The following is a 21,152-nucleotide window of genomic DNA, read 5'->3' on the forward strand; positions in this document are numbered from 1 at the left end:
GTGCTCGTCTCAAGAGACCATGCCCGACACTGCGTGTCGTGCTCGTCTCAAGAGACCATGCCCGACACTGCGTGTCGTGCTCGTCTCAAGAGACCATGCCCGACACTGCGTGTCGTGCTCGTCTCAAAAGACCATGCCCGACACTGTGTGTCGTGCTCGTCTCCGGTGTTCCGTGCGGCTCCGCCGTACTTGCACCTTCGAGAAAGGCATTGTTAATATTTTGATGATATTATTATACCGGAGATACGCTTTTTCCGGAATGGCCGAAACGGACAAAAACATATCTTTTCCGGTATAACGGCCTTGACTTCTCCGCTTTGCGGGTTATGTTCCGGAAAAGGAGGCGAAATCATGCCGCTTTCCCATTTCGAAGAGCTCGGACTGCTTTCGCTCTGCGGGCAGGTCGATTTGAAATTCGTCAATTTTTTTTACGGAACGAACCCCGGATCCTGGAAAAGCCGTTTCCCGTACAACCGGCTCCTGTTCATTCTCGAGTCGGATGGCGCGAGCACCTTCGGGGACGGCATCCGCAGCTGCCGCGCGGAACGCGGCAGCTGGTTTCTGCTTCCGCCGTTTCAGGAGATCACGCACGACCACAATGAGACGATGCTCCATTTGTCGATCCACTTCCGGCTGACGGTCTGCGGCGGCTTTGAGCTGCTTTCCGGCAGACATGCGTTTTTCTGCGGCCGGGACCCGGTGCTCGTCAACGGCGTCATTTCGGAAATCCGGGAAAAGGATGCGCTGCGGCTGGCTTCCGGATTGTGCGCCTGGTGCTGGACGGTTCTTCACCGGGTCATGCCGCAGGTCTCCTCTTCCGCGGTTCCGGCGCTGTATGCGAATCCGGCCTATGCGGAATTGTTTGATTTTTTCTGGAAACACGCCACGGCCGCGACGCGGGTCGGCGACATGGCCGCTTTTCTCAGGATGGCCCCGGAGTCGTTCGTCAAGAAATTCACCCGCGACACCGGAATCTCGCCCGGAAAATTCCTCAACCGCATCGTGGCCGCCCATGCGATGACCATGCTCTCCGGAGACCGGCGCTCGATCAAGGAGATCGCCGCCGCGCTCGAATTCTGCAACGAATTTTATTTCTCGCGTTTTTTCCGGCGCGAAAGCGGCATGTCGCCGCGGGAATTCCGGAAACGTTTTCTTCCGGCCGCGTTTCCGGAATTCCCGCGGCCGTGAAGGTTTCCGGCGGAGCGTGAGGCGGGTGCTCGCGTTCCGCGGAGGAGGCCTGCGGCAGAATTCAGAAGGGGGCATCGCTCCCCGGCGGCCGGCGTGTCTGTTCCGTATTCAATAAAAAAACCTTCCCGGCGGGAAACGCCGGGAAGGCCGGGCAGGCGGAACCGTATTACGCGGTGCAGGTCACATAATAGCGGGCAAGGATATAAGCCGATGCCAGCACCATGCTGCCGAGCGTCACCGGGACGCCGTATTTCAGGAAATCCATGAATCCGACCTGATGCCCGTTCTTCTCGGCGATGCCGACGGTGACCAGGTTCGCCGCCGCGCCGACCAGCGATGCGTTGCCGCCGAGACAGACCGCCAGCGCCAGCCCCCACCAGAGCAGATTCCGGCACTCCATGCTGTGGTTGAAGGCCGGAGTGCTGCTGATGAAGGCGGCCACGACCGTCACCATCGCGGCGGTGAACGACACGTTGTTCATCACGGCCGCGGCGAGGGCGCTGACCCACATGATGACCAGCACCACGACCGGCACCGGCCAGCCGTCCATCAGCGACATGAGGCCGCCGATCTTTTCCATGAGTCCGCAGTATTCCGCGCCGCAGACGAGAATGAAGAGCGCCATGAAGAAGAAGAGCGTACTCCACTCGATCTTTTCGAGCGCATGATCCACATCGACCTTGCAGATGAGGAGCGCGAGCGTCGCTCCGGCCATGGCGACCACGCAGGGCTGGAGCCCCAGCGCGCCGTGGACCAGAAAGCCGAAGATCGTCAGCACCATGACGATTCCGCCGCGGCGCAGGTTGCTCCAGTCGGTGATCGCCGCGCGTTCGTCGAGCTCCATGATGAGCGCGCGCTTTTCGACGGTCACATGCATGCGCTTCGAGTAATAAACCCAGAGGCAGATGCAGTAGATGGCCATCACGACGATGATGAACGGAGCGAGGTTGATGAGGAAGTCCGCGAAGTTCAGCCCCGCGATCGACCCGATGATCAGGTTCGGCGGGTCGCCGATCAGCGTTGCGGTTCCGCCGATGTTCGAGGCCATGGTTTCGGCCATCAGGAACGGAATCGGCGGTACGCCGAGCTCGTTGCAGACCAGCAGCGTGACCGGCGCGACGAGCAGGATCGTCGTCACGTTGTCGAGGAAGGCCGACAGGAACGCCGTCGCCAGGACCAGCAGGATCATCGTGCGGATCGGCAGCCCCCTGGCCACCTTTGCGCAGCGGATCGCGACGTACTGAAAGAGCCCGGTCCCTGAGAGCAGGTTCACGAGCAGCATCATGCCGGCCAGCGTGAACACCACGTCGAAGTTCGAATAGCGCGAAAACGTGTCGAGTTTGTCGTAGAGCTCGGCGTTGCGCACCATCGCCTTGCGGCCGGTCACGGCCGACATGGCCTGTTCGGTCTGTGCCAGCGCATCGGCGCGCTCCTCCTGAAGCAGCGCCCGGCCGGCGTCGGTTTCGGCGGGGATGCCGTTTTCCGCGGCCACGCTTTCAGCGGCCGGAGCCGGTTCCGCGGAGCTGTGGCCCGGTCCCGGCAGGATGACGAGCAGCATCAGCATGGCGCCGAGCAGGGCGGCGACGGTTTTGTGAACTTTCTCCGAGGCGATGAGGACGTAGGTTCCGACGAACACGACCGTCCCGATCCAAAAAATAAGAGTCGAGTATTCCATGATATGCCGCATTTACCCGCGAAGGACTTTTTTAACGATGTGTTTGACCATGATTTCTCCGACATATTTGCGGTTCGCATCGACGACGAAGCAGGTGCGGACGCCTTTTTTCACCATTTTGACGGTGAACTGGATCAGCGGAGTCTCCGGGTGGGCCGTGAGCGACGGGTTGCGCATGTAATCGCGCACCACGTGCTGATTCTCCTCCTGGAAAATCCGGTTGAACGGCTCGAAGCTGGTCAGGAAGTCGAGATTGTCCATCCGGAAGATGTATTCGGGGATGAAGCTTTTCAGGATGTCCATCGCGGTCAGCTCGCCGACCAGCCGGTCGTTTTCGTCGAGCACCGGAATCGTCGTATGATCGTCGCGGCTGAAGAGGTCCAGCGCGGCCGAGAGCGTGTCGTTCTCGCGCAGATAGCTCCCGCAGGAGATCATGACATCCTCGGCGACGAGGTTGCTGCGGACGGTCACGTTGGCCTTGCGCAGCGTCTCCATGAACTCGGACGCGTTTTTCGCTCCGCAGAGCTTTTCGAGGTTGTCGCCGGCGGCGAGGTAGCGCATCATGGCGGCGAGCGACTTCAGGTAGAGATCGCTGGTGTCCGGCGAGATGAGCGACATGAGGACCAGTTTGCACGGGGCGACGTCGGCCTCCTTGAAATGGACCGGCTTCGGGAGCACCCCGACGATGATGTAAAGGTCATCGAATTCCGGATCACGCAGGTGCGGCATCGCACACCCCTCGTACGGGATCTGCAATGTGTCCTCGCGTTCGATCATGCCGGAGACGATCTTGTCGACGTCGAGCGGGATATCGAGAACCGCCTGCGCCTTTTTCAGCATTTCCGCATAGATTCCGGAACGGCTGACGCCGCTGACGTTCGTAAAGATCAGCTCTTCATTCAGAATGGATACCAGCTTCATCTTTGAGCACCTTCCACGATTAAAGGTTGAAAGGGGGGACGGTGCCCCCCTCGATAATTACATGCGTTCCACCACTGCTTCGGCGAAGCCCGAGCAGCCGACTTCGGTCGCGCCGTCCATGAGGCGCGCAAAGTCGTAGGTGACGACGCGGTCGGTGATCGCCCGCTCGATGCCGCGGCTGACCAGGTCGGCCGCTTCGGTCCAGCCGAGATGCCGCAGGAGCATTTCGCCGGAGAGCGCGAGCGAGCTCGGATTGACCTTGTCGAGCCCGGCGTATTTGGGCGCGGTGCCGTGGGTTGCTTCGAAGAGCGCGTGCCCGGTCGTATAGTTGATGTTCGCTCCGGGGGCGATGCCGATGCCGCCGACGCAGGCCGCGAGGGCGTCCGACACATAGTCGCCGTTCAGATTCATCGTCGCGATGACGTCGTATTCGTCGGGACGGGTCAGGATCTGCTGCAGGAATGCGTCGCAGATGCAGTCCTTGACGAGGATCTGCCCTTCCGGCGCCTTCCAGTCGCAGTCGGCGGCGACGGCCGCCCTGCCGGCGTATTCGCGCCGGACGAGGTCGTATCCCCAGTTCTTGAAGCCTCCCTCGGTGAACTTCATGATGTTGCCCTTGTGGACGAGGGTCACGCTGCGGCGGTTGTTCGCGATCGCGTAATCCAGCGCGGCGCGGATCAGCCGCTCGCTGCCTTCGACCGACACCGGCTTGATGCCGATGCTCGAGCTTTCGGGGAAGCGGATTTTTTTGACGCCCATCTCGTTCTGAAGGAATTCGATGACTTTCTTCACCTCGGGCGTTCCGGCGTTCCACTCGATGCCGGCGTAGATGTCTTCGGTATTTTCGCGAAAGACGACCATGTCGGTCTTCTCCGGATGCTTCACGGGGGATGGGACGCCGTTGAAGTAGCGGACCGGGCGGAGGCAGACGTAGAGGTCGAGCTCCTGCCGCAGAGCGACGTTCAGCGAACGGATTCCGCCGCCGACCGGCGTGGTCAGCGGTCCCTTGATGGCGATCAGGTATTCGCGGATCGCATCGACGGTTTCGCCGGGAAGCCAGAGCTCTTCACCGTAAACCCGGTTGGCTTTTTCACCGGCGAACAGCTCCATCCAGGCGATCTGCCGCCTGCCGCCGTAGGCCTTTTCGACCGCGCGGTTCCAGATCCGCATCGAGGCGGCGGTGATGTCGGGACCGATGCCGTCGCCCTCGATGAAGCCGATGATCGGACGATCCGGAACCTGAAGCTTTCCCGACGCATCGGCGGTCACGCGCTCGCCTGCCGGAACCTTGATCATTTTATATGCCATGTATGTCTCCTGGTTGACTGTTTTTTTGCAGATAACGACACTGCATACTATACAGCCGGAGCCGTCCGTCTGCAAGCAGGGGGCGTTACGAATCTCCGAACTTTTAACCGGATTCGAAATCCGCGCTTGCAATTTATCCTCCGTTGCGGTATGATATGAGAAATGAACCAGAAACACCTGTTCCGGAGGAGTGACGCTTATGAAATTTCGCAATTGGTTCCTGTCGTTCGCCGTACTGGCCGGGCTGGCCGCAACTGCGGCGGAAGCCGTCCCGGAGCCGGAAAAGACGCCGGCAGCCGAAGCGGGGGCAAGCGCGCCGGCGCTCGAGCTGCCGCCGCGGATCGGGCTCTTCATGAAGAGCAGCGACCCGGACGACGGTACGCACGGGACGGTCGGCGTCAGCCTGACCGGGGTTCCGGCGGGACAATATTTCGGCGGCCTCCAGCTCGGCTTTTTCGGTGAAAATTTTGAATTCCACAACTCTTACGGCATCTGGGCCGGGTGGTACGGGGAGATGCAGCGGCAGAAGGGGCTGCAGTTCGCCTTCACAAACGTCGCATGGAAATATGCGACTGGCCAGTTCGCGCTGGGCGGGAACTTCGCGGAGCTCTGCGAGGGCGTGCAGGCGGCGGGGTTGGTCAACAGCGCGCCGGAGCTGGCCGGAACGCAACTGGCCGGTTTCGGAAACATGGCCGGAACGGCGAACGGGTTTCAGTTGGCCGCGCTGTTGAATCAGGCCGAATACGGCAGCGGCGTGCAGCTGGCATTGTTCAACGTGACGGGCGCTGCGCCGGAGGACCCGATGCGGGAGCCGGCGGGGCAGCGTCCCGGCTTCGTCGTTCAGGTCGGGCTGGAGAATTACAGCGTCGACCGGAAGGTGTTCCAGCTCGGATTGTACAACATCAAAACCGAGCCGGGGTTCCAGATCGGGCTGCTGAACCGTTCCACGACGGGCTGGATCAGCTGGCTTCCGTTCATCAACTGGTAGGATGAAGCGGCAGTCCGCCGCCCTGTTCCGGCGGGATAGCTCTCCCTGCTCCCGGGCTGCGGGCTGGGGCGTTCTGCTCAGGAGAGGAGTAAAAACTCCCGGGGCATACTGCGAGCCTTGCAGCGTTCCGCTGCGGAGGGGGGGGGGAGCAGCCGAAACGCGGAGTCCCGCGCCCTTGAAAATTCCGCCGGAGCCGGGTCGCTCGGAACTCCGGGCCGCTGCGGTTTTCCGGGCCGGGAGGCTTATTCCGTCCGGGCCGGATGTTTGTTCAGGCTTCGTGCGCCGAGCCCGGCGAATACGGCGGCGAGCCCCCAGAGCAGGACCGCCGCCCACAGCGCCTTCTCGTATGCCAGCACGCCGCAAAGCGCCCAGACCGCGCCGCGCGCAAAGAATTTGACCGGCGGCCTGCCGCGGCCGACGGTGTTGGAGAGGATCAGGCCCGCTGCGATCAGCACGACGAGCAGAATGTCGAATTGTTCCCGGTTCAAAGCTGGACTCCTTTTCGCAATTCACCGTCAGGCGTTCAACTGAGCGGCGATTTCCGCTTCGTCGCCGGTCGGGGTGAAGCCGGTGATGGTCCAGCTTTCATCCTGGCAGGCGCAGGCGCCGGGCTCGACGGGGGCGAGCGGCCCGAGCGATTCGATTTCGAGAAAACCGGGCATCGTGAAGAATTCGGCGTTGCAGCCGCCGTCCGGATAGACGGCGCCGGGTTCGTACCCGAAGCGTTTCCGGAAAAGTTCGCCGCCGAGCGCGTAGGCGGCCCAGCCCGCTTTGACCAGCGCGCCGAATTTCTGCTTCGAACCGTAACGGTCATCCTGCCGCATCCGGATGAAACGGTCGCCCCAGGTGAAGCGCGGGTCGGCCATTTTCGTGAACTGCCACAGCACGAGCGGGCGCGCATAGTCGAACGACTCCCCGGCCTCTTTGCCGTGCGGAACATACGGTTCCTGCGGCACGATCAGTTCTCCGCCCGGCGCCATGACCGTAAGACACCAGGGAGAAAATGCGGCCGCCCACGGATTCCCGTTGTAAATCCGGTGATGCAGCCGGACCTCCGTGCCGGTCGCGGCCAGCTCGATATCGATCTCCTTGCGGAGTCCGGTCGTCGCTTCTTCGGCACAGGAGAGGCGCAGGATTTTCCCGTCCCACGCATATTCGACCGGTTCAGTATCCGGATAGTAGGTGCGCGGCCAGACTTCGGGCGCGTGCCAGAGGCGGTGGCCTCCATAACTCCGCCATTCGTCCTGCCGGACATCGGCCATTTCGTCATCGAAATTCTTCATGAAGTTCGCGCCGCCGCTGCGGCGGTAGGCGAGAATGCGCGGCCCGAGCCCCGTCGATATGACAAGCTCGGCGTCGCCGTTGGCGAGCCGCAGACAGTGATCCCACCCCCGGTAGCTGATTGTTTCGAGTTCCATCCTGATTTCCTCCCGATATTTTCTATTGTACACGCTGCGAACCGAAAAAGCAACCCGCAAAGTCAGCGGAAATCAAAGAACTTTGCAGGTTGCCGGGGAAAGTGACGGCTTTCACATTTTCCGTGTCAAAACTGCCGTCCCGGCGGGTTGAAACCGCACGGCCGCACCGTATGTTAAAAGCGGAACGGAAAAACAGGCAAACGGAAAGGAACGGATCATGGCGGATTTCAGCGGCTTCTCCCACGGAATGGGCATCGGCGGATGGCTCACGAACTACAAACGGTTCAACGTCCTGCCGGACGAGTGGAAGACCCGGTTGTCGCCGGGTGACTTCGAGCATTTCGCGACTTACATCACGCGGCGCGACATCGATTACATCGCGTCTCTCGGCATGGATCATATCCGCCTCGGCTTCGACCAGGTCGTCCTCGAAGCCGGGCCCGGCGAGTATCGCGGGGAGATCTGGGAGCACATCGACCGGTTCTGCGACTGGTGCCGGGCGGCCGGCGTCAATATCGTCCTGAATCTGCATAAGGCGGTCGGGAACTACTGCGATATCCCGTCCGCAGTCACGCTGATGGAGAGCCCGGAGCTGCAGGAGCGCTTCATCGCCGTCTGGGTCGCGTTCGAAAAACGTTACTCCGGGCGCCCGGAGATCGTGTTCGAACTGCTGAACGAGGTGAACGAGACGCGGGAGTCGGATATCGAAAACTGGAACCGTCTCGCCGCCCGGACGATCCGGGCGATCCGGGAGCTGAATCCGTCGCGCCGCATCGTGATCGGCGGAACCTGCGCCAACAGCTGCGACCGGCTGCGGTTCCTGCCGGAATTCGATGACAACGTCATCTACACCTGGCATTTCTATTTCCCGTACGAATTCACGCATCAGCAGGGCGTCCTGCAGTCGGCCCCGCTCTGTTACAACCGGAGGATGCCGTATCCGGGCGACATTGAAATCTACCGCGACTTCAGGCGTTTCGTGTACCGGGATGAGAATCCGTATCCGGACGACGGCCGCATGGATTCAAATGTCCTGCGGCGTGCGATGGCCCCCGCCTTCGAATACCAGGCAGCCCATCCCGGCCGGACGGTCTGGTGCGGGGAGTTCGGCACCATTCGCCACTGTCCGCTGGAATGGCGGGAAAATTATATGCGGGATGTGATCTCGCTGCTGCTTGAGCACCGCACTCCCTACTGCGTCTGGAACTACCTCTCGACACCGAACGACGGCAACCGGTTCAGCCTGGTCGACGACGACCGCCGGGAAATTCTGAGCCCCCGCCTCGCCGCCGTCATCCGGGGAGAGATTACCGCCTGACCGGGAATCGCCCCCGTCAGCGGACGGACCGGCTGCGGGCCGGGCGTCCGAGAAAGACGGAAACAAGGAGAAAGACGCCGAGCAGATACGGGTAACCGAGGTATCGGATGACTTCGAGCGGAGAGACGGCCAGCCCCGTCGCGCCCGCCGCGCCGATGGCGGTCAGGATCTGGGCGCCGTACGGCAGCATGCCCTGTACGATGCAGCTGGCGCTGTCGAGGATGCTGGCGCTGCGTGCGGCCGGGATGCCGTACCGTTTCGAAATATCGCGGGCGATGGGGCCGGTGATGACGATCGCAACCGTATTGTTGGCGGTGAAACAGTTTACGACGCCGACCAGGAGGAAGATGCCGAATTCGCCTCCGCGCCGCCCCCGGATGTGCGTCTCGATGGTTTTGAGCAGATAGGCGATGCCGCCGTTGTAGCGGATGACCTTCAGGAGTCCGCCGGCCAGCAGCGCGACGATCAGCGTTTCGGACATCGAAAGGGTGCCGGAACCGAGTGCGCCGAGGAATCCCCACAGGTCGAAACTCCCGTTGGCCATGCCGATGACCCCGGCGAAGGCGGTTCCGAGAATCAGGACGGCCATGACGTTGAGTCCGCAGAGCGCGAGGACCAGTACGCTGATATACGGCAGCATGGCGAAAAACGCTCCCCAGCCGGCGCTGCCGACCGCACGGTCCGGGTGGACCGCCGGACTCAGGAGCAGGTAGAGCAGCACGGTAGCGGCCGCCGCGGGAATCGCGATTTTCAGGTTCGCCTGGAATTTCCGGTGCATTTCGACGCCCTGGGTCCGGGTCGCCGCGATGGTGGTGTCGGAGATCATCGAGAGGTTGTCTCCGAACATTGCGCCGCCGACGATCGCGCCGAGGCAGAAACCGGGCGGGACGGCGAGGGTTTCGGAGAGCCCCGCCCCGATCGAGCCGAGCGCGGCGATCGTGCCGACCGACGTGCCGACCGCGAGCGAGATGAAGCAGGCCACGACGAAAAGCCCGGCCAGCAGCAGGTTCGGCGGGATGACCGCAAGCGCGAGCTGGACGGACGAATCGACCGCCCCCATCGCCCGTGCGGTCGAGGCAAAGGCTCCGGCCAGAATGAAAATGAGGCACATGGTCATGATGTCCGCATCCCCCATGCCGTGCGCGAAGAGTTCGATCTTGCTTTTGAGCGACGCCCGGCGGTTCAGCAGCAGCGCCGTCGCCGAGGCGACCAGGAACGCGACCGGCATCGGAACCTTGTAGAAATCGTTCGACCAGATCGAGAGTCCGAGATAGAAAATGAGGAACACGCCGAACGGAATCAATGCCCGGGCGTGAGGTGCGCGCGTATGAGAAAAATCCGTGATATCCATTCCGAAGAGTCCATCCTGACGGTGTTGGTTGATTCGACAGCGGCAGAATATACCACAGGTCCGGACAAAATACAATGAACGGCCGCTCCGCTTTACGGCTCGAATCGGAAGCCGTCGATGTAAATCCTGACCGGAGTCGCGCCGCTGTTGTAGAGGAACAGCTCTCCGCGCAGGTTTTCCGGTGCGATGCCGGACGCTTTCATTTTGAAATCCCGTTCGAGTTCGAGCCGGACGCGCTTCCAGGTTTTCGTTTCGCCGTCGATCGGCAGAACGGCGGCGGCCTCGCGGGTCCAGTCGCGGTCCGGCAGGACGAGCCGGAGCATGCCCGGCGTTTCCGATTTGACGAGAAAGCTCACGGCGCGGAACCCGTTCTCCCGGATCGCCTGCCGGTCGAACCGGAAGAAGGCGGCGGACGTTTTTCCGCCGGAAGCCGCGGCGAGATCAAGACAGGCGGAGGCCGGACCGTCCGCGACGTTTTCGGGTTCGTCGACGCTCCAGATGACGGCATGTCCGGAGCCGTCGCCGGTGACCTCCCATCCTGCCGCGTCGTCCTTTTCCCTTCCGGCCGCGGGCGCGATTCCGGCGGCCGGAATTTCCCCGGCGTTCCGGGCGAGCAGATCGAGCAGGATCACCATTGCGGTGGTCTCCCAATCCGCGGTGCCGGCCCCGAGCGACTGCGCCGAACAGCCCGGCATCGAAAGGGTCCGCAGCAGCATGCGTTCGAGGTCGGCGCGGTCATACGGGGACTTCAGGCCGGCGTTTCCCGCAATCCGGCTGTACAGGTACGGGGCCCGTTCGCGGTAAGCCGCCTCCCGGAATTTCGCCTCGAACTCGCGCAGCGGTCCGGCCAGCGCCTCGTTCGAGCGGTAGAAGGCCAGCAGCTCGGCCGGAACGCCCTTGCTCGTGCTGTAAAAGTCCTTGCCGTCAAAGAAGTGCTTCAGGAGTCCGGGGGTGACGGCCGTCGGCCAGAGCGAGGGCCACCCTTCGCCGTAGCCCTGTGCGACGCCGAGCGGCAGATAGCGCCCTTTTCCGCTTTCGGCCTGACCGGCTCCGGCCATTTCGTGAATGACCGGTTCGAGATGCGCCGGAACCGGGAAATTCAGCGAGTTGTAGAAGTCGCTCATCAGCAGCCGGGCCCCGGTCGATGCGCCGGCTTTGGCGGCCATATAACGGCCGAAGTCGGCCTCGTCCGTCCTCCCGAGGGACTCCTTGATCCGGACCATTCCGGCACAGCCGGACAGTTCGGCGTTCAGCATGTCGATGTTGTTGCCCATGCCCCATTCGACCGCGCTCGACCCCATCCACGCCCAGTCGTGCGAAACCAGGAGATTGCTCATGAAGAGGTCGATGTACGGTTCGTTCGACGCGAAGAATACCGGGTCGCCCATGATGCGGCTGTAAAGGCCGAGCGTCTGGAGGAAGATGCCGGCCGTCTCATTCATGTCGTGGAACATCCAGTAGCCGTCGTTGAAGCGGACCGGGGCGATGAACGCCATCAGGTACCAGGCGCCGGTGAACGGCTCCTGCCGGTAACGCAGGAAGGTCTTGTACTGGAAGAATTCGATGTCGCGCCGGATATTCCGGGCGATCTTCGCGTTGAGCCGGGCGCGGGTGTCGCCGTATCCCCTGACGCCGTCGAGATACGGCTTGAACATGAGGTTGCCGGCCACGCCGCCGAGCGTGCGGTGCAGGTCGATGTAGTTCCATTCCGCCGCTTCGGGGCCGGGTTTCATGGAGGTCGCTTCGCGCAGTTCGCGTTCCGGGTAGACCGTTTTTTCCCGGCGTTCCACAATGCCGTAGTCGGAGGGGATATAGGAGAGCCCCGGCTCCGCTAGGTGTTCGGTGATCCGTTCGAACAGCACTTTGTTCACCGGCAGTTCGAGGTGCGGATCGGCAGCCGTCACCGGCAGCGGATAATCGACTTCCGGAATCGCGAGCGTGTATTCGGAACGTTTGCCGGAAACTCCGTGCAGCGGCCCCTGAAAAGTCGCGTAGTCGAGGTCGGCGGTTCCGTCGGCGAACTTCACGTTGCCGGACTTCGCATAGAGCGGCAGCAGCGGCGGAACCGGAGCGACGTATTCGGGCTCGACGCCCCAGTCGTTCGGAATGACCAGATAGTCGAAGTCGTTGCGGATCAAGACGGTGCCGTTCTTCTTGTCGAGCTTGTAGCGTTCGATGCAGCCGACTGTCCGCGCGGCCTGAATCCGGCTCCAGCGGGCGCAGCGGGCGGCGATGTCCGCCGGGAGCGCCTGTTCCCAGCCGGCGGTTTCGGCGGGCGTGTAGTGCTTGATGCCGGCCAGCGGCATGACGGCGAGATCGACGCCGCGTTTCGCGAAATCGATTTCAAGGTATTTGCCGTTCATCCGGGCAGCGGAGATTTTACGGCTGAAGGTGAAGAGCAGCGGCCACGCATCGTATTTGTCCGTCCGCTTCCAGACCAGGAACCAGTTGGAGGAGAGTCCCTTGAGATCAACCATCGCGCCCGGTTCCAGCGAAATCGCGCGGGTCCCGCCTTTGACCGGATAGGCCAGCGTCGCCGGCATCGGGCTCTCGATCGAAACTTTATCCGCATCGGGGTTGCGCAGCAGGACGCCGGGCGTGCCGAGCCCCCAGACGATTTCGGTGCCCTGTCCCCAGCGGCCGCCGGTCCCGAGCATGGATTTGCCGAGCCAGCCGGTTTCAAGCGCCGCGAGTTTGCCCGGCGTGTGGCTGCCGGAGAAGCTCACGCCGAAGGAGTCCCGATCGACGTCCCACATCCGGAAGGTCTGGTCGGGCTGGAGGCCGATCGCGTTGATCCGGTCGTCGTTCAGCCAGCCGAAACGCCCGAAGTTGTTGCGGCTGATCCCTTCGCGGAAGCCGCCGGCGTCGGGCGCGGCGGCGCGGAACCGCTCCGGCGGAGTGGGGTCGACTTGAATGCCGAGGCCGTACGGATAGATCATGCGGTCGTAGCCAGCGCCCGGTTTCAGGCCGCCGGCATAGGCGACCACCCGCCCTTTACCGAACGGCTTTACGGCGATTTCGGGAGAGCCGTCTCCGGCCGCTTTCAGCAGTTCCGCCCCGTCGGCGAGTTCGGCATTCAACAGATAGACGAGAGAACCGTCCGCACTTTTTTTCGGGCTCTGAGGATAGAGGTCCGCACGGTTCAGCTTCAGCGGGTTCAGTTCGTCGAGCCGGGAATGGTTGACGCCGAAGAAAAGCGCGGTTCCGCCGCTTTGCACAAAGCGTTTGAGCTCCCCCAGGGTCTTTTCCGGCAGGGGCGTGAAGCTGGAGACGACCACGCAGTCCGGCCTGCCCTGTTCCGGGAAATCGCGGAGCGGTTCGATGAGCTGCCCCCGGCCGTTCAGCCAGAAGGCGAATCCTTCCGGCGTGACGCAGTCGAGCAGATAGACGACCCGGCGGGCGAATTCGCCGCCCCGGACGTAAAATTTCATCCGGAAAAAGTCATTCCCCGCTTCCCCTCCGGCAATGCGGACCGCAAGCGTGTGCCAGCCGGGCTTGAGCTGTGCGGACTGCTCCGGCGTCAGGAGCCGGAAAACGGCGAGGCAGCCCCGGCGTTCGAAACCGGCGGCTTCTCCCTCCGCAACCGTGTTTCCGGCGAGATCGTCGATACGGAATTCGATGCCGTTCCGCAATTCCGCTTCGTCTCCTTTTTCCAGGGCGTAGGTGAAAAACAGCGATTCCGACGGGGTCAGGAAGTGATCGTTCTTTTCGAACAGGAAGCCGTCCGGCACCGGAGCGGCGACGGCGGTCCGGACGAGGAGCAGGGCGAAAAACAGAGAGAGCAGTCTGTTCATGAATATTCCTTTTTGCCGCATATGGTTTTACTCATGTTCCGCCTTGTTCGCGCGCCAGTGCCGCCGCCACAATGCGCAGCCCCAGTTTTCGCTGTCGCCGACCGTGAAGCTGATGTTGCCGACATTGCCGCCGAGGAAAAGGCAGGTTCCTTTCGGGCCGTGCGTCCACTGTTCGGGGCGCTCGCCGGAAGCTTTCTGGAAACAGTACTGGATCGACGCCGTCCCGGTGTAGATGACCATGCCTTCATACGGCTGGTCGATGAGTGAAATCAGGTTCGAGGGGGAGTTCCCGGTGCGCAAATATGCCCCGTTGAGGCAGCTTGCGTCGGCGTCGGACCACAGGTAGCCATTGCAGCGGTAACTCTTCGGAGTCCTGTTGAAAGCGAGCGCCTCGGCGGTACGCGGAATGGTGTCGCTCGGGCAGTTGAACAGTTTGGTCCCCTGTCCGCTGTAGGGAATATAGCCGCCGTACAGCAGTTCGCACTCCCAGCTGGGCTCCCACCGGGGCAGGCGGTCGCGGTTGCTGTCGGCATACATCTGGATCTGCAGTCCGAGCTGTTTCAGATTGCCTTTGCAGTTGCTTTCCTTGGCGGCTTCACGCGCCCGGTTGAGGGCCGGCAGCAGCATCGAAGCGAGGATGGCGATGATTGCAATCACGACCAGCAGTTCGATCAGAGTGAAGTTACGGCGTCTCATCTTTCTTTCTCCTTGCGTAAAGTTTGGGGGATGGCATTGATTGATCCGTTTTCCGTTTTTCCCGGATAAAGTACGAGGGCATTCAGCGGCGCGGCGGGTTCGGTATTGTCGGCGGCGAGGCGGAAGCGGCGGCCGATCCTGAGCCGTTTGCGGAGCGTCGGCCGCTGTCCGCTTTGCTCCCAGCGCAGGAGCAGCCGCGCCGCTTCGGTGAAGAGACGGTGGTAGTCCTGTTCCCATTCCATGATCCGCGCCTGAAAGTATGCGGCGGAGTGCTGTTCGATCCGGGTGTAGTTCATGGTGCCGAGGCGGATCTGCGGATGGCGGGCGTGAACGCCCGACGCGACCATGATATACTCCACCAGGATCGTGAAAGGGGAAAAAAGGGTGTCGAAATTTCCGGAGACGAGTTTCTCTTCCAGAAAGCCGGCCAGCTGCTTTTGCAGCCGGCAGTCCGGCTTCTCCCGGTCCGCGAACATCCGGACCACGGGGAGGGCGATGATTTCCATCGAATCGGCCCGGCCGGATTCCCGTGCCGCTTCGATCATGCCGTCCGTCAGCTCCCGGATGCTCTGATTGACCTTTTCGTCGAGGACGGCCAGCAGGCGCCCGGTATTGCATTTGCGGAACAGATACCCGGCGATTTCCCGCCCCGCGCGCCGGTAGTCGAAAAGAATCCCGGGCAGCTGCGCCCGTTCCAGAGTCTGATCGAGCTGGACGACGGGGATATGGCGCGCCGCCTCCTCGAAAAACGGGCCGTTGAGCCGGATGTCGGCCGGAGAGAGCAGCAGCCCCTGAATTCCGTTGTGGAGCATGTTCTCCGCGATCTCCCGTTCCCGTCCGGAGTCGCCGCCTGACGAGCGGACGAGCACGAAGCTGTTGAGCCCCATGCCTTCAAACGCCCGCCCGGCCAGGTACGGCATCAGGCGCCCGAAGGCGTTGTCGTCGGAGTAGGGGTGGATGAATCCGTATTTGTGAATCACCTTCTCCGCCCGCGCGTCGGGCGCCAGCTCCACCCGGCGGCCCTGCTGGGTACGGACGAGGTCGTCGCGACGCAGCTCCCGGAATGCCCGCTGGACCACGCTCATGCTGACGCCGAACTCCTCGCAGAGCGCGCGGTAACTGGCAGGGCCGTCTCCGGAATTCAGTTTCCCGGTTGCGATCCGCCGTTCGAGTTCCCGGGCCAGCTGGCGGTAGAGCGGCTCCCGTACTCCCGTGATGATTTTACTGATCGGCATATTCGTATCTGATCCCTGATTTGAGTTCATTCCGATGACTGGCGGAAATGCGTTCGAGCCGGAACCGGCTCTCCACCCGGCCGCCGGCCGGAACCGGCAGCTTGTAGCGCACCAGCGTGATTCCGGGATTGGGCGAGTCGTAATCGCGCTGCAGCTCGGAGGCCGGGAAAAAACTCCAGGCGCCTTCCGGCGGCTCGGCGGAGATTGTGAAAGTCCTGCCGGTTCCGTCCGCCAGCGTCAGGCGCGCCCCGGCGACGGATTGCACCTTCAACGGCGTCGTCAGCTGCCAGCAGTAGACGGCGCCGGGTTTCGCGCCGGACACATGGTCGCGGATCTCGACCGCGCCGTCCGGGAAGAGCGTGCCGGTACGCAGGAAGCTGCGCACCTGCCCCGCATACGGCGCGGAGAGGTCGAAGGCGGCTGTCACGCAGCCGCCCTCTTCGATGAGTCCGGCTGCGGCCCCGCGGCCGTCCGCGTCCGGTTCGGCGCAGTCGAACCGGGCGATGTTGTGGGCGTCGGCGCCTAGGCGGAACACCTTCCAGCGTTCGCCTCTCCGTCCCCGGTCCCAGAGCTTGATGCCGCGGGCTTCGAGGCGCGTGTAATGGTCGGAGCCGAGATCGACCGCCACCGGAATCCCGTCGATCTCAACGACGAATTCGCCGGAATCCATATGGCCGTGACTGCCGGAGGGGCGGCCCCCCTTCATGGCGAGCGCCGATGCGGTTCCGCTCCAGTCCGTCCGCATGACCGCGACCGGCACCGGCGCGCGGTCGGTACTGAAATAAACGGTGCTCCCGCCGGTGGCGGCCTGTTCCGGCAGCCGGGCCAGCAGCGGAAGCATCGGCGCGGCCAGCCGCTGATCGGCGGGATGGTGCTTCTGCGGCCGGGCTGCCGTGTAGTCCGCCAGGAAATTCCTCATATAGCGGTCGAACAGCCCGGACTTGCCGCGCCGCACCATCAGGTAGACGTTGGCGTAGTTGAGACCGACCCGGCTTTCACGACCGGTATCGGAGCAGGCGAATTTATGGCCGGAGGGCAGAATGCATGCGCGCACGAACTCCCCGCTTTCCTCCAGCCCCGGATAGTCGGCCAGCCCGAAGCCGGTTCCGAACGCATTTTCGAGCATCTCGATCAGCAGGGTGTTGTAGTTGGTGCCGTAAGCCCAGTAGCCGACGCCCTCCGGGTAGGCGCCGTTGCCGCGGTAGGAGGCGGCCATCACTTTGGGCATGGCCGCGACCGCCCGGCGGATCACCTGCCGCGCCAGCTGCGGGTCGCGTTCATAGACGGCCAGCGCGCCGGCGGCGAGGCCGCCGTGGCAGACCTGCGTCCAGTTGTAATCGCCGGCGACCCAGGATTGCTTGAACGTCTTGTCGAACGAGGGCTTGAGCCCCTTTTCGAGAATGGCGGATGCAATCGTGTCGCGCTCCTCCGGCGGAAGCGTGTCGTGGAGCCAGTCATAACCGAGCGCGAGCGCGAAGGTCATTTCGGCGACGTCCAGAAAATGGGCCGGATTCCAGTCGTCGTATGCGCAGACCGCCAGCATTTCGGCTCGGGCGCGTTCCGCGAATCTGCGTTCTCCGGTGAGGCGGAAAGCTGTAGCCAGCAGCCCGATCCGCCGCACCTCGGCCTGCGATGTTTTCAGCAGCCGCCGCCCGATCATCCGGCGGGGGAGGGGAGGCATGGCAAGCAGCTGTTCCGCATCGTGAAGCATCCGGTTTCCGAACCGCCTTCCCCAGTAACTGTCGCGGTAGGCGGAAGTCAGCGTGTCGAAGTTTCCCGGCAGGAACAGCCGCGGGTGCTCCTGCCGGAGAGCTGCGAAATGGCGGTCGGTCACCGGAAGCGCCTCGAACTCCTCCGCCGGGGCCGCCGCAAAAACGGCGGCGGAAAAGCATACGGAGGAAAAGCATACGGAGGAAAAGACGGCGAAATGTTTCCGCAGCATGTTCGCACAGGATCGGACCGACATTCTGATTCTCCTTAGATGAAAGGCGGAAGACCGCACCGGTAAACTGTATCGCTGTATTAATATTATGATCGATTTTGAATGAAATGTCAATAGCTCTCCCGCAAAAAAATCGTCATTATGGCGGGAGGCGTCCGGTTCCGGGCGGGGCAAAGCGGGAAAAATTCGGGAAACGTTCGGTCTGCCGACGAAAAAATAGGGAGAAAGGCCGCCGAAGAATCCCGGCATTCCCCCACGATGGATATTGCGCTGCAGGAGCCGCTACAGCCCCAGTTCAAGCTGGCCTTCGGGCGGTTCCTCCGGCTCCGGGGCGGCAGCGCCCTCGAGTTCGCGCAGGAAGCCGTCGAGGGAGACGATGCGGATTCCGAGTTTCGCGGCCTTTTTAAGCTTGCTGCTCGTGTCGTTCACATCCGCGGCGACCAGCAGCGAGAGGTGCGAATTCACATCGTCCGCTGCGGCGTAGCCGTGCGCTTCGGCGAGTTTTTCGTAGTAACTGCGCTTCTCGGGCATTTTGCCGGTGAAGCAGACGGTCGGGCGCTCTTCCGGCTCCGGCGCAGCGTGAATGAGCTTTACTGCTCCGAGCAGTTCGTCGAGATACTCCGACTGGGCGGCCAGCTCGCGGACCAGTGCCTGGGCGCGTTCCGGGCCGATCCCCGGAATCGCGCTGAGCTCTTCCACATTCATCTTCCGCAGCCCCGCGAAGTCGGTATGCGCGAAGATCACCTTCGCGACGTTCGCGCCGATGTTCGGGATGTTCAGCGCCGCGAGCAGCTGGTAGTCGTTGACCACGCGCGCTTTCTGAATCTCTTCGATCAGGTTTGCGGCGGATTTTGCCGCGAATCCTTCGAGCTTCAGGATATCCATGACCTTGAGTTCGAACAGGTCGGCGAGATGCTTCACGCCGGAGTTCTCCATGAGTTTGCGCAGCGTCGGTTCTCCGAGCCGTTCGATGCCGAGGTTGCGGACCGCGGCCGCGAGGCGCTGCAGCTCGGTTTCGAAGCAGTCCGGATTCGGGCAGCAGAGCTCGGGGCCGCGCCGCACGAGCCCGGTTCCGCAGCACGGGCAGTTTTCGATGAGCGGCGAACGGCGCTCCGCGCCGGGCTCGGAGCTGACGATGTACGGAATCACGTCGCCGGCCCGTTCGACCGTGACCGTGTCGCCGATTTCGATGCCGAGTTCGAGGATGTTCTGCACGTTGTGCAGCGTCGCGCGTTTGATCGTCGTCCCGGAGATTTCAACCGGTTCGAGATGCGCCACCGGGGTCAGGCAGTTCTTGCCGAAGCTCCATTCGACATCGAGCAGCTTCGTGGTGCGCCGGATGTTCGTGAATTTGTAGGCGATCTGTCCGCGCGGATGATGCGCCGTGCTGCCGAGCGAGGCTTCGTAGGCGGTGTCGGCGAGCTTCAGCACCACGCCGTCCTGCGGGTACGGCAGCGCCGCGAGCTCGGCAAGCAGCCCCTCCCACCGGTCCGCGAGTTCCGAAAGCCTGACCCGGAAGGAGACCATGTTGTAATCGACCAGCGTGATTTTCGCCTTCTGTGCGATCATCTCGTCGATCTCCTTGAGCCCCATGATGCCGGCCACCGCGTTGCGGGAATTCTTGTAGGTGCCTCCGCCTTTTTTGTAAATATGGCTGTAAAGATTGCGGAAGTCGTCGTCGCGGATCACGAGTTCGCCGCGCACCGGCCGGTCGAGCGGCCCCCGGTAACCGGCCGTCTCAAGCTCGATGAGCGGCAGCTTGGCCGTGATGTTCTCCCCGAGTTCGCCGTCGCCGCGGGTCGAAAGAATCCGGCCGTCGTAACCGGCGGAAATGCCGTCGTACTTCGGCTCGACCAGCAGCGGTTCATCCGGAGTACGCGCGTATTTGTCCGCCCATTTCAGAACCTCTTCGAGCGAGTACGCCTTGTCGAGCGACAGCATCGGATTTCTGTGGCGCACCTTGCCGCTGCCGGCGACCGCCGGGGCATAGACCCGGGTGAGGAGCTCATTCCCGGGGTCGAGTCCGGCGAGCGCCCGCATGAGTTCGTCGTAGCGCGCATCCGGAATCTCTGGCTCCCCGAGTTCCCAGTAGCGGCGGTTATGATATTCGATCAGTGCAACGAGCTCGGGCAGCGTCAGCTTTCCGGCATCGAAATTCCGCGTATCCATCATGAACGGTTCCTTTTTTTCAAAAAATCATGAGTCCCAATATAACCATGATATTGCAATTTTTCAAGGGTGTTGTATAGTAATAAGATGTATGTGTCAATTCCCAAAGGAGGAAACAGTATGGCGAACGGATTCAATGTTGCGGTCGCGGGTGCGACCGGTGCGGTCGGCGTCGAAATGGTCAAGACGCTCGAAAAGCGGAATTTCCCGGTGAAGAACCTCAAACTTCTGGCTTCCGCCCGTTCCGCCGGCAAGACGATGAAGTTCAAGGGCGAGGACGTGGTCATCGAGGAGATGACGCACGACTCGTTCAAGGGCGTCGACATCGCGCTGTTCAGCGCGGGCGGCGACATCTCCCGCGAGTACCGGCCGTTCGTGGTCGAATCCGGCGCGGTCATGATCGACAACTCGAGCGCGTTCCGCATGGACGACGACGTTCCGCTCGTTGTTCCCGAAGTCAACGCCGAGGATATCAAACTGCACAAGGGCGTGATTGCGAATCCGAACTGCACGACGGCGATCATGCTCGTCGCGGTCGCTCCGCTGCACCGTGCGAAGGGGCTCAGGCGCATCGTCGCGGCGACCTATCAGGCCGCCAGCGGCGCCGGCGCGAAAGGGATGCACGAGCTGATCGTGCAGGCCCGCGAGGTGCTCGACGGCAAGGCGGTCAATCCGGTTGCGTTCGCGCACCAGATCGCGTTCAACCTGATTCCGCACATCGATGCGTTCAAGGAGAACGGCTACACGAAGGAAGAGCTGAAGATGCTGAACGAGTCGCGCAAGATGCTGCACCTGCCGGAACTGCTGGTCTCCTGCACCTGCGTGCGGATTCCGGTGCTGCGCGCGCATTCCGAGGCGCTGAACCTTGAGTTCGAGAACGATATTACGCCGGAAGAGGCGCGCGCGATCATCGAGGCGGCTCCGGGCGTGCAGCTCGTGGACGACCCGGCCGACAAGCGCTATCCGATGCCGCTTGACGCGACCGAGAAGTACGATGTCCTCTGCGGACGCATCCGGCAGGACATCTCGCGCAACGACAAGCGCGGCCTCGACATTTTCGTGTCGGGTGATCAGGTGTTGAAGGGCGCCGCGCTGAACGCGGTCCAGATCGCCGAACTTCTGTAATAAGAAGCAGAGACGGAAACGGCG

Annotated in this window: 15 protein-coding genes; 4 read left to right on the top strand and 11 right to left on the bottom strand. The window is 62.5% G+C overall.

Annotated features, from left to right (window positions below):
* Positions 1-351 precede the first annotated feature (351 nt).
* Positions 352-1,188 carry a helix-turn-helix domain-containing protein gene (locus FYJ85_RS18315; RefSeq protein WP_106054274.1) on the top strand — a complete coding sequence of 279 codons (837 nt, stop codon included), beginning with the start codon at positions 352-354 and terminating at the stop codon, positions 1,186-1,188.
* 166 nt (positions 1,189-1,354) lie between these two features.
* On the opposite strand, the gene FYJ85_RS18320 is transcribed toward FYJ85_RS18315, so the two are convergent.
* From FYJ85_RS18320 to icd, 3 genes are read right to left on the bottom strand one after another with little or no spacing between them, the layout of a single operon-like run.
* Positions 1,355-2,863, bottom strand: a complete 1,509-nt coding sequence (locus FYJ85_RS18320) for an ArsB/NhaD family transporter (RefSeq protein ID WP_206213301.1) — start codon at positions 2,861-2,863, stop codon at positions 1,355-1,357.
* 12 nt (positions 2,864-2,875) lie between these two features.
* Complete coding sequence (locus tag FYJ85_RS18325) at positions 2,876-3,784, bottom strand: CBS domain-containing protein (protein ID WP_106054276.1); 909 nt, start codon at positions 3,782-3,784, stop codon at positions 2,876-2,878.
* Between the two features lie 57 nt (positions 3,785-3,841).
* The gene (gene icd, locus FYJ85_RS18330; RefSeq protein WP_106054277.1) at positions 3,842-5,092 is read right to left on the bottom strand and encodes an NADP-dependent isocitrate dehydrogenase; all 1,251 of its coding nucleotides are present in this window, start codon (positions 5,090-5,092) and stop codon (positions 3,842-3,844) included.
* A gap of 199 nt (positions 5,093-5,291) precedes the next feature.
* Between icd and FYJ85_RS18335 the strand changes: the two genes are divergently transcribed.
* Positions 5,292-6,080, top strand: a complete 789-nt coding sequence (locus FYJ85_RS18335) for a hypothetical protein (protein WP_106054278.1) — start codon at positions 5,292-5,294, stop codon at positions 6,078-6,080.
* 242 nt (positions 6,081-6,322) lie between these two features.
* On the opposite strand, the gene FYJ85_RS18340 is transcribed toward FYJ85_RS18335, so the two are convergent.
* The gene (locus FYJ85_RS18340; protein WP_154420040.1) at positions 6,323-6,568 is read right to left on the bottom strand and encodes a hypothetical protein; all 246 of its coding nucleotides are present in this window, start codon (positions 6,566-6,568) and stop codon (positions 6,323-6,325) included.
* 27 nt (positions 6,569-6,595) lie between these two features.
* Entirely contained in the window at positions 6,596-7,498 is a 903-nt protein-coding gene (locus tag FYJ85_RS18345) for a hypothetical protein (protein WP_106054280.1), read from the bottom strand.
* 217 nt (positions 7,499-7,715) lie between these two features.
* Between FYJ85_RS18345 and FYJ85_RS18350 the strand changes: the two genes are divergently transcribed.
* Positions 7,716-8,816: a glycoside hydrolase family 5 protein gene (locus tag FYJ85_RS18350; RefSeq protein ID WP_154420042.1), complete on the top strand. Its 1,101-nt coding sequence runs from the start codon at positions 7,716-7,718 to the stop codon at positions 8,814-8,816.
* Positions 8,817-8,832: 16 nt separating this feature from the next.
* Here the strand turns inward: FYJ85_RS18350 and FYJ85_RS18355 are convergent, their stop codons facing one another.
* The 6 genes from FYJ85_RS18355 to FYJ85_RS18380 form a co-directional block, all read right to left on the bottom strand.
* Positions 8,833-10,167, bottom strand: coding sequence for a Na+/H+ antiporter NhaC family protein (locus FYJ85_RS18355; RefSeq protein ID WP_106054282.1), 1,335 nt, complete (start codon positions 10,165-10,167; stop codon positions 8,833-8,835).
* 92 nt (positions 10,168-10,259) lie between these two features.
* A complete protein-coding gene (locus FYJ85_RS18360; protein ID WP_154420044.1) occupies positions 10,260-13,961 on the bottom strand; it encodes a type 1 glutamine amidotransferase family protein in 3,702 nt (1,233 codons plus the stop codon).
* A gap of 27 nt (positions 13,962-13,988) precedes the next feature.
* Entirely contained in the window at positions 13,989-14,657 is a 669-nt protein-coding gene (locus tag FYJ85_RS18365; RefSeq protein WP_154420046.1) for a type II secretion system protein, read from the bottom strand.
* Positions 14,654-15,892 (bottom strand): GntR family transcriptional regulator, encoded by a 1,239-nt coding sequence (locus FYJ85_RS18370; RefSeq protein ID WP_158704131.1) that lies wholly within the window; start codon positions 15,890-15,892, stop codon positions 14,654-14,656. The genes FYJ85_RS18365 and FYJ85_RS18370 overlap by 4 nt, the downstream gene beginning before the upstream one ends.
* Positions 15,879-17,858: a heparinase II/III family protein gene (locus tag FYJ85_RS18375; RefSeq protein WP_206213302.1), complete on the bottom strand. Its 1,980-nt coding sequence runs from the start codon at positions 17,856-17,858 to the stop codon at positions 15,879-15,881. Before FYJ85_RS18375 ends, FYJ85_RS18370 begins: the two co-directional genes overlap by 14 nt.
* 258 nt (positions 17,859-18,116) lie before the next feature.
* Positions 18,117-20,006: a helix-hairpin-helix domain-containing protein gene (locus FYJ85_RS18380; RefSeq protein ID WP_154420074.1), complete on the bottom strand. Its 1,890-nt coding sequence runs from the start codon at positions 20,004-20,006 to the stop codon at positions 18,117-18,119.
* A gap of 117 nt (positions 20,007-20,123) precedes the next feature.
* On the opposite strand from FYJ85_RS18380, the gene FYJ85_RS18385 reads away from it, so the two are divergent.
* The gene (locus FYJ85_RS18385; RefSeq protein ID WP_106054288.1) at positions 20,124-21,128 is read left to right on the top strand and encodes an aspartate-semialdehyde dehydrogenase; all 1,005 of its coding nucleotides are present in this window, start codon (positions 20,124-20,126) and stop codon (positions 21,126-21,128) included.
* Positions 21,129-21,152: the final 24 nt, after the last annotated feature.

The organism is Victivallis lenta, from assembly GCF_009695545.1.
GTDB lineage: Bacteria > Verrucomicrobiota > Lentisphaeria > Victivallales > Victivallaceae > Victivallis > Victivallis lenta.